The following is an 8,635-nucleotide window of genomic DNA, read 5'->3' on the forward strand; positions in this document are numbered from 1 at the left end:
GCATGGGCGCCCTTGGGGTTGATCACCTCCCACGAGGTCATGTTGGTCTGGCCCTTCAGGGCGTGCAGCGATGCGTTCAGCGCGCGCAGCCCCTCTGCGCCAAGATCGAAGGTCTGCATTCGCTCAACGCTCCCAGAAATAGACGGTGGCCGGTTCAGGCTCCCAAACGCGGGCATGCTCGATCCCCGGCAGGTTGACCAGCGCCCGGTATTCCGACCCGAAGGCCACATATTGATCGGTCTCTGCCATCACGGCAGGCTTGCAGGCAATCGGATCACGCACCACGCCGAAGCCGTTCTTGGTGCCGACAACAAAGGTGAAAAAGCCGTCCAGATCGGTCAGCGTCGCCTCCATCGCCTCGCCCAGAGTGTCGCCTTCCTTCAGTTTGTGGCTGATAAAGGCGGCGGCGACTTCGGTGTCATTCTCGGTCTCGAAAGTCATGCCCTGACGTTTCAGTTCGCGCCGCACGCCGTTGTGGTTGGACAGGCTGCCGTTGTGCACCAGACACTGGTCCGATCCGGTAGAGAACGGATGCGCACCCATCGTGGTCACCGCACTTTCGGTGGCCATGCGGGTGTGGCCGATGCCATGCGTACCGCCCATCTTGGCAACCTCGAACCGGCGGGCAACATCCTTCGGCAGCCCGACTTCCTTGAAGATTTCGATGCTGTCGCCGACGCTCATGATCTTGATGTCGGGGCGTAGATGCGCCAACGCCGACCGTGCCGCCTCCAACTGGTCAATCGGGACTTCCAGCACAGCATGCGTGCTTTTCACCAGAAGGAGCACCGGCTGGCCGATGGCATATTTCAGATCCGCATCGAGATCCTTGAAGTCCACTTCAGGATGGGCCGACTGGACGGTGATCTTGCCAATTCCATCCTTGCCGCCACCATAGATCGCGATCCCTGCGGAATCCGGGCCGCGGTCGGTCATGGTGATCAGCATGTCGGACAACATTGCCCCAAGCTGCGGCTCTAACTTCGCGTCCTTCAGGAACAACCCAACGATACCACACATGGATTCGCCTCCTTCCACTGCTTTGTTGAACGCTAGCACCGAAGATTCTGCGTTTCAACTGATGAGAAACATTTTTCACTTCACGGGAAATTCTTCACACATCGCCTAAATCTTGGGCGGTTTTGCTTGACAGAATGTCGCAGGACGGATTTCCTTTAAGAAAACAAAATTGCCGGACAGGGAAACGGCGCAGCGGCTCAGTCATCACCGGCGAATGACTGGCTGCAAGGGAGGGGACAAAATGGCAGACCTTGATCAGAGAATCGAGGCGATGCACCGACGTGATGTGCTGGTGGCATGGGCGTTTGTGGTCGGCCTCTGGTGCAGCGTGATTTTCGTGGCCTATGCCACGTGGGATCTGGCGCCCGACAGTACGGCAAGGACCCTACTGTTGATCGGTGGGGCGATCGTTCTTGTGTTCAACACCGCCGCCATCACCGCAATGCTGCGGCATTACCGCGAAGATCGCGATTTCATGTATGGGCTGGACATCAAGTTCTCTGATGAAGCCCGTGGGCGGAGGACCTGAGATGGCGCATTACATCCCGCCCCGCCAAAGCAAGATCAGCCAGTTGATCGATGTGATCGTGCTGGTAACACTGACCGTTGGCGCGCTGTTCGTGCCGCTGAAGCTTGGCATGTCTGGCGCGGCCAAGGCCGTGACCACACCCGTTGAAAACCCGACGTGGGAAACTCTCGGCCAGACACCGGCGCAAGCCGCGCAATACGAAGCCCTTGGTTACAACCCGGCTTCGGCGCATGACCTCATCCTTGCGCGCTTTGACTACAGTTTCACCGCGGGGGCGCTGATCGCGATGATCGTTGTGATCGTACTCTACTACTTTCTTTTGCTGCGCTTCTCGGAAGTCGAATACCGCGAAGTGATTTCCGAAAAATTTGGCGACCGGTAGGGGGCAGCAATGGAAACGTGGAACTATCTTGAATATGCCGCTTGGGCACTTTCGGCGTTGTTCGGTCTTTACATGGCCGTCGACTGGCTGCGGACCGACACGACCTATTCCGAAGATGTCCTGACCTCATCTCGCGAAGGCGAGCTTGAGGCCATGACCGAACAACACAAGGTTTAGGGGGGCATCATGGCAGATACAGACATCACCTCCAAGACCATCGACGGAATGGGGCCGCACGGAACCAAGATTGGCCTGCTGCGCGTCCTTGGGCCCGCCCATGTCTGGGCCCTCGGCGTGGGCATCGTTCTGGTGGGCGAATACATGGGCTGGAACTTTGCCGTCGGCAAAGGCGGCGCCTATGCAGCCCTGATCGCCTGCTGGTTCGCGGGCATCCTTTACACCTGTGTTGCGATGATCGACAGCGAGGTGACTTCAACCGTTGCTGCCGCTGGCGGGCAATACACCCAAGCCAAGCACATCGTCGGCCCGCTGATGGCCTTCAATGTCGGCCTGTACCTCGTCTTCGCCTACACCATGCTCGAGGCCGCCAATGCCATTACGGCGGGCTATCTGTTCTCGGTGGTGGCAACGATGTCAGGGTATGAGGGCACGCTGGACCAGCGGCCTTTCATTGTCCTGGTGATCATGTTTCTGGCCTGGCTCAACTATCGTGGGGTGCTGGCAACGCTGACATTCAACCTTGTCATCACCGCCATCGCTTTCGTGGCGATCCTTGTGCTGTTTGTTGCCACCACCGGCATCGTTGGCGACAGCATCATGCAGCACGCGGCCCTGTTCGAGGGGCATGGCCTGCCCTACGGCTGGATCGGGGTCCTTGCGGCTATGCACTTCGGCCTTTGGTACTATCTTGGCATCGAGGGCACCACACAAGCCGCCGAAGAGGTCCGCTCGCCCGCACGCGCCCTGCCGTTTGGTACGCTGGCCGGGATCATGACCCTGCTCATCGCAGCGACGCTCACCTGGTACGTCTGTACCGGCGTGTTGCCGTGGGAATTTCTGGGGGATGGCGTGAACGGTTCAGTCGCGCCCTTGTTTGATACGGCGCGGTTGTCGGGCTCAACCGGGCTGATCTGGCTCTTGGGCTTTGGCACGCTTTTTGCCACCCTTGCCAGCGCCAACGGCTGCATCAACGACGCAAGCCGGGCGTGGTTTTCCATGGGGCGCGACAAGTATCTACCGGGCTGGTTCGGCGCGGTGCACCCCAAGTATCGCACGCCCTATCGCTCAATAGTGTTTCTGGTCCCGATCGCGCTGATCTTCGCCCTTGGCGCGCCTCTGGATCAGGTGATCACCTTCTCCATCCTCTCAGGGCTGCTAGGCTATACGTTCATGCCGCTGAACATCATCATGTTCCGCAAGAAGTGGCCGCTGAACTCGATCAAGCGCGGCTATGAACACCCGTTCCATCCGCTGCCGGCCATCGTGCTGCTGGGCCTTTGCGCCACGACGTTTTTCGCGGTTTTCCTTGGCTATGGCACGCAACTTGTGGCGATGGTGGGCTTTTACATCGTCGTGTCGCTGTGGTTCCACTTCTGGCGCTACCGTTTTGTCAACCGGGGCGCACAGTTCACCATGCCTTGGCCCAAGCCGAGGGGCTACTGATCCGTACCACAAGGCCTGAATCGGCCGCAGCGGCCCGCCCAACCACGGGCGGGCCGTTTTCAACAAGGAAGCGCGATGCCGGTCAAACTTGCCTTCGCTGTGGTCGTGGCCTGCCTTGTGCTATGGCTGGCAGCTTCGATCCTGCGCGCAAGCCGCCAGCGCAAAGCCGCCCGCGCCGGCTATTTCGACGCTGTCGCCCCGCTGTTCGACCGGGTGGTGCGGCGCATCGAACCCACCGGTTTTGCCCGCGTCACCGGCCACATCGGCGCCCGTGCCTTTGATCTTCAGGCCCTGCCCGACAGCCTGACGTTCCGCAAATTGCCGACACTTTGGGTGATGATCACTCTCCCCGAACCGCTGCCTGTCGATGCCACGCTAGACATCATGGCGCGGCCGACGGGCCATGAACCGTTCTCACACTTTGCCAGCCTGCCGCAGTCGTTGCCCTGCCCTGACGACTTTCCGCAAGGCACCGCCATTCGCAGCGACAATGCCTCAGAGGTCCCGCCACAGCACCTGATCACCCGCCACGCCGGGGTCTTTGCCGACCCGCATGTTAAAGAGTTGCTCGTCTCGCCCAAGGGGTTGCGTCTGGTGCTTCTCGGGGACGAGGCTGACCGCGGGCGCTATCTGATCTTCCGCGATGCCGAGGTTGGGCTAGCCCCACTGTCGCCGTCACGCCTTTCGCCGCTGTTGCAAAGCCTTCTGACACTGCGCGATGATCTGCTGGAAAACGCCGGGAAGACACGATGACCAAGGCTCCGCCAAACCCTTACCTTGTGCTGGTGGTGGCTGTGATCCTGCCCGGCGTCGGACAGGTTCTGAACCGCCAGCCGCTGCGCGGGCTGATCTTCGTGTTCTTCATCGTCTTGCTTGGTGGCTTCACGCTCAAGACGGCGGCCCCGGATGTGTCGTTCGTCGGCAAGATGGCGGGTGGACTGTTCGTCTGGGCCATGGCCATCTTTGACGCCTACAAGATCGCCCGGATCCGCCGGGCGGTCTGGCAGGCCAAAACGGATCAGCCCTGAGGGTACGAGATGACCGAAAGATAGCGCGCAGGCAGCTTGACCAGCACCTCTGGCCCATGCGGCGCGTCGGCATCGAAAAACAGGCTGTCGCCGGGTTTCAGCGGATAAATCTGATCGCCATGGCGATAATCCACCTCACCCTCCAGCATGTATAGAAGCTCCAGCCCCTCATGCTGGAACGCCGGGAAGATATCGCTCTCGGTGGTGAGGGTGATCAGGTAAGGCTCCACCACCACGCCAGATGAATTCGATCCGATATGACCCAGCAGATTGTACTGGTGTCCGGCACGTGTGCCGCGCCGTTCGATCTCGACATGCGCGCCAGCTTTCACATGCTGGGCTTCGCGGCGTTCTTCAAAGCTTTTGAAAAACGCGGTAACCGGCACCGAGAACGCGTGGCTCAGCACCTGCAGCGTGGTCAGCGAGGGCGAAGTATTGCCGTTTTCGATCTTGGACAACATGCCGATCGACAGGCCGGTCACATTGGCCAGATCAGCCACGGTCATGCCCTGTTGCCGACGAAAGGTCCGCACTTCACGGCCTATCGCTGCCTCAAGATTGCGCTCTGATATTTCGCGGACGCGGTGGGGATCCTGATCGAAAGCAGGCTTGCCGCGTGGCAGAGCAGGAACATAGTCGATCTTGGCCATGCAAATGATCCTTGTGGAAATACCACTAGAATTTTCACTACAGGGAAACACGTCTTGTCGCAATAGCGCAGCTCAGATCACCGATTTCGCAGTCACTTCCAGCGCATGCAGCAGGCTTTGCGCCGACGAGCGCGGACCGTAAAGCGTGACCAGATCGGCTGAGCGCTTGATCAGATAACATCCCAGATGCTCGATCACCGTCCGGCTGGCATGCCCATTTGGCAAAACCGACAGATCAAGGTTCGACAACCGTTCGAACAAGGTGACAAGATTTCCGCCGGACACGTCGAAACGCACCCAAGCGTCGGTTTGTTCGGTGATTGACGCTGCGGCACCGAAAACGGTTTTCAAATGTGCCGCGATATCCTCGTGGCTGTCAAAGGGTGCCTCGATCATCCACATCTCGGGGGCCAGCCAGAAACCGGAAAATGGCTGTCCGCCAAACGCTTCCGAAGGCTTTGGCAGCGGCACACCCGCTGCTTTCGCGGCCTGCGCGACATCCCCGTCGCGTCCGCGGCGCGTGGCGACCGAAGCAAGGGAAACATCGAACCGTTCGGCAATCCGGTAAGCGCCGATATCAATCACGTTGGCTGCTACGTGTCCAAGCGCCGTCATCTGCTGCCATGCTTCACCCACGAAGACGCTCCCCCTCAGGATCAAAGAAATGCGGGCTGACGATATCGACCTCGGTGTCGGTCTTGGTCAGGAAGTTCACGGCCCGCATCCGGTGGCCGATCTTCTGGTCGCCGCCCTTGAGATAGCCCAGCGCGATGTCGCAGCCCAGATGCGGCGAATACACCTTGGAGGTCAGCCAGCCGCCGTCGCTTGCCAGTTCCACCGGCGCGCCGATCTCCATGAAGTGGCTGCCGGCCGACAGGTTGCCGTTGGGATCGACCGGTTTCACACCGACCAGACGATATCCGCCGGGCTGGTTCATCCCCTCGCGCTGGCTCAGTAGCATGCCGATGGAGTCCTTCTTCCTCGACACCATCTTGCCCAGACCCATGTTCAGCGCCGAGGACTGGCCGTTCAGCTCGTTGCCCGCCACATGGCCCTTCTCGATCCGCATCACGCTCAGGGCCTCGGTGCCGTAAACCACGGCATCGAACTCCTGTCCGGCCTCAACCAGCTTGCGGATCAGCGCGTCGCCATAGCGTGTCGGCACCGCAATCTCATAGGCTAACTCACCCGAGAACGAGATGCGGAAGAGCCGCGCCCGCAGCCCGCCCACGGTGATGTTGCCCGCGCCCATATAGGGAAAGGCCATGTCCGCGATGTCCTGATCCACCAGCTTTTGCAGCAGTTTCCGCGCATTGGGTCCGGCAACGGAATACTGCGCCCAAGCCTCGGTGGTCGAGATCAGTTGCACGTCCAAATCGGGCCACAGGCACTGGCGGCAGTATTCCAGATGGCGAAACACCGTCACCGCGTTGGCTGTGGTGGTGGTCATCACATACTCATGTTCCCCCATCCGCGCGGTGGTGCCGTCGTCAAACACCATCCCGTCTTCGCGCAGCATCAGGCCATAGCGGCATTTGCCAACAGGAAGCGTGGAGAACGTGTTGGCATAAACCCGGTCAAGGAACGTGCCCGCGTCGGTCCCTTGAATGTCGATCTTGCCAAGCGTCGTGACATCGCAGATGCCCACCGACTTGCGCGTCGCCAGAACCTCGCGGTCAACGCTTTCCCGCCACGTCGTCTCACCCGGTTTCGGCACCCATTGCGTGCGCAGCCAGTTGCCGACCTCGACAAAGACGGCGCCCTGCTCCTCGGCCCATTTGTGGCTTGGCGTCAGGCGGAAAGGCTTGAACGCAACGCCCCGCGACCGCCCCGCCAACGCGCCCATCGCCACGGGCGTGTAGGGGGGGCGGTAGACCGTGGTCCCCGTGGCCGGGATCGACTGGCCCGTCAGTTCCGCCATGATGGCGATACCGAGCACGTTGCCCGTCTTGCCCTGATCGGTTGCCATCCCCAGCGTGGTGTAGCGCTTAAGATGCTCGACGGCGGTGAAGTTTTCCTGATGGGCCAGCTTGATATCCTTGACCGTGACATCATTCTGCTGGTCAATCCACGCCCGTCCCTTGCCGGAATGGACGTACCACAGCGGCTTGATTGCCACCGGCGCATCCTCGGCCTGCGGCAGATCACCGGCCTTTGCCACAATCCCGAGCCCCTCAAGCACCGTCAACGCATGCGCGTGTCCTGTCGTCAAGGCCGCATGGGTTGACATCGCCCCCGCTGCTGCCCCCGCAACCGTCAGGCCCGCTGGTCCGCCAGAACCGGGGACAAAGGCTGCGATGTCTTCGCGCCATTCCGGGCGCGACCGATGGTGCGAGGTTATGTTGACGTTGGGGTTCCAGCCACCTGACACGCCCAAAGCAGTGCAGGCGATGGTCTCGGTTTTGCCACTGACCAGCCGTACCGTCACCGACGTCAGACCTAGCCAGCCCGCGCTGTCGATGACCTCCGCCCCGCGCAGATGGCGGATGCCGGGCAGCAACGCGCCGCCCTCACGATTGTCGATCACCGCAACCACATCCACGCCCTTGGCCTGCAAATCCAATGCCGTCCGCAAACCATCATCGTTGTTGGTGAACAGCGCCACGCGGTCGCCAACGGCAACACCCCAGCGGTTCGCATAAGCGCGCATGGATCCAGCCAGCATGATCCCTGGCCGGTCGTTGTTTTCAAAGGCGATCGGCCGTTCGGTCGCGCCACCGGTCAGCAGCGCGCGTCTGGAATAGATCCGCCACAGCGTTTGGCGCGGCTTGTCTGGCATCGGGACCAAAAGATGGTCCGACACCCGCTCCAACGCCGAATAGATGCCGTGGTCGAAGGCCCCGACAACCGTTGTGCGCGCCATCAGCCGCACGTTCGGCAGGCTTGCAAGTTCCGCCACCACACCCGCCGCCCAGTCGGCCCCAGCCAAGCCGCCGACATCAAACGTCTCGGCATTCAGCCGCCCACCCATGCGGAAATCCTCATCCGCAAGGATCACCCGCGCGCCCGCGCGTCCCGCCGTCAGTGCCGCCATCAGGCCCGCCGGCCCTGCACCGATGATCAGAAGATCGCAGTGCAGATAGCCCTTGTCGCAATCATCAGGGTCTTCCAGCCGCGACATCGCACCCAGACCCGCCGCACGCCGGATGATCGGCTCATAGACCTTTTCCCAGAAAGCCTTCGGCCACATGAAGGTCTTGTAGTAGAACCCGGCGGTGAAAAACGTATTGAACCGGTCATTGATCGCCATGGCGTCGAACCGCAGCGACGGCCAGGCGTTCTGGCTGGTGGCCTCCAACCCGTCGAACAGCTCTGCCACCGTCGCCCGGGTGTTCGGCTCCTGCCGCGCGCCCGACCGCAGTTGCACCAGCGCGTTCGGCTCCTCCGACCCCGCAGACAGGGG

General features: G+C 61.1%; 10 protein-coding genes. 6 read left to right on the forward strand and 4 right to left on the reverse strand.

Annotated features, from left to right (window positions below; genetic code table 11):
- Nucleotides 1-123: 123 nt before the first annotated feature.
- A complete protein-coding gene (locus RMO18_RS11840; protein ID WP_309666118.1) occupies nt 124-1,020 on the reverse strand; it encodes a glutamine amidotransferase family protein in 897 nt (298 codons plus the stop codon).
- 241 nt (nt 1,021-1,261) lie between these two features.
- On the opposite strand from RMO18_RS11840, the gene RMO18_RS11845 reads away from it, so the two are divergent.
- From RMO18_RS11845 to RMO18_RS11870, 6 genes are all read left to right on the forward strand, one after another.
- Entirely contained in the window at nt 1,262-1,549 is a 288-nt protein-coding gene (locus tag RMO18_RS11845) for a hypothetical protein (RefSeq protein ID WP_309666119.1), read from the forward strand.
- A 1-nt stretch (nt 1,550) separates the two neighbouring features.
- Nucleotides 1,551-1,931: a hypothetical protein gene (locus tag RMO18_RS11850; protein ID WP_309666120.1), complete on the forward strand. Its 381-nt coding sequence runs from the start codon at nt 1,551-1,553 to the stop codon at nt 1,929-1,931.
- 9 nt (nt 1,932-1,940) lie between these two features.
- Nucleotides 1,941-2,108, forward strand: a complete 168-nt coding sequence (locus tag RMO18_RS11855; RefSeq protein ID WP_309666121.1) for a hypothetical protein — start codon at nt 1,941-1,943, stop codon at nt 2,106-2,108.
- A 9-nt stretch (nt 2,109-2,117) separates the two neighbouring features.
- Nucleotides 2,118-3,554, forward strand: a complete 1,437-nt coding sequence (locus RMO18_RS11860) for an amino acid permease (protein WP_309666122.1) — start codon at nt 2,118-2,120, stop codon at nt 3,552-3,554.
- Nucleotides 3,555-3,629: 75 nt separating this feature from the next.
- A complete protein-coding gene (locus RMO18_RS11865; RefSeq protein WP_309666124.1) occupies nt 3,630-4,307 on the forward strand; it encodes a hypothetical protein in 678 nt (225 codons plus the stop codon).
- Nucleotides 4,304-4,582 (forward strand): hypothetical protein, encoded by a 279-nt coding sequence (locus RMO18_RS11870; protein ID WP_309666125.1) that lies wholly within the window; start codon nt 4,304-4,306, stop codon nt 4,580-4,582. Before RMO18_RS11865 ends, RMO18_RS11870 begins: the two co-directional genes overlap by 4 nt.
- Here the strand turns inward: RMO18_RS11870 and RMO18_RS11875 are convergent.
- The 3 genes from RMO18_RS11875 to RMO18_RS11885 all read right to left on the reverse strand — a co-directional run.
- A complete protein-coding gene (locus RMO18_RS11875) occupies nt 4,573-5,232 on the reverse strand; it encodes a cupin domain-containing protein (RefSeq protein WP_309666127.1) in 660 nt (219 codons plus the stop codon). The genes RMO18_RS11870 and RMO18_RS11875 overlap by 10 nt on opposite strands.
- 72 nt (nt 5,233-5,304) lie before the next feature.
- Nucleotides 5,305-5,868, reverse strand: coding sequence for a sarcosine oxidase subunit gamma (locus RMO18_RS11880; RefSeq protein WP_309666128.1), 564 nt, complete (start codon nt 5,866-5,868; stop codon nt 5,305-5,307).
- A partial coding sequence (locus RMO18_RS11885) for a sarcosine oxidase subunit alpha family protein (protein WP_309666130.1) occupies nt 5,861-8,635 on the reverse strand: 2,775 nt, incomplete at its 5' end. The genes RMO18_RS11885 and RMO18_RS11880, both read right to left, overlap by 8 nt.

It is taken from the genome of Tabrizicola sp., assembly GCF_031377265.1.
GTDB lineage: Bacteria > Pseudomonadota > Alphaproteobacteria > Rhodobacterales > Rhodobacteraceae > JAUYQR01.

Excerpts from the sequence above, each read along its gene's own strand:
- RMO18_RS11840 (WP_309666118.1), bottom strand. The coding sequence starts at position 1,020 with ATGTGTGGTATCGTTGGGTTGTTCCTGAAGGACGCGAAGTTAGAGCCG.
- RMO18_RS11845 (WP_309666119.1), top strand. The coding sequence starts at position 1,262 with ATGGCAGACCTTGATCAGAGAATCGAGGCGATGCACCGACGTGATGTG.
- RMO18_RS11850 (WP_309666120.1), top strand. The coding sequence starts at position 1,551 with ATGGCGCATTACATCCCGCCCCGCCAAAGCAAGATCAGCCAGTTGATC.
- RMO18_RS11855 (WP_309666121.1), top strand. The coding sequence starts at position 1,941 with ATGGAAACGTGGAACTATCTTGAATATGCCGCTTGGGCACTTTCGGCG.
- RMO18_RS11860 (WP_309666122.1), top strand. The coding sequence starts at position 2,118 with ATGGCAGATACAGACATCACCTCCAAGACCATCGACGGAATGGGGCCG.
- RMO18_RS11865 (WP_309666124.1), top strand. The coding sequence starts at position 3,630 with ATGCCGGTCAAACTTGCCTTCGCTGTGGTCGTGGCCTGCCTTGTGCTA.
- RMO18_RS11870 (WP_309666125.1), top strand. The coding sequence starts at position 4,304 with ATGACCAAGGCTCCGCCAAACCCTTACCTTGTGCTGGTGGTGGCTGTG.
- RMO18_RS11875 (WP_309666127.1), bottom strand. The coding sequence starts at position 5,232 with ATGGCCAAGATCGACTATGTTCCTGCTCTGCCACGCGGCAAGCCTGCT.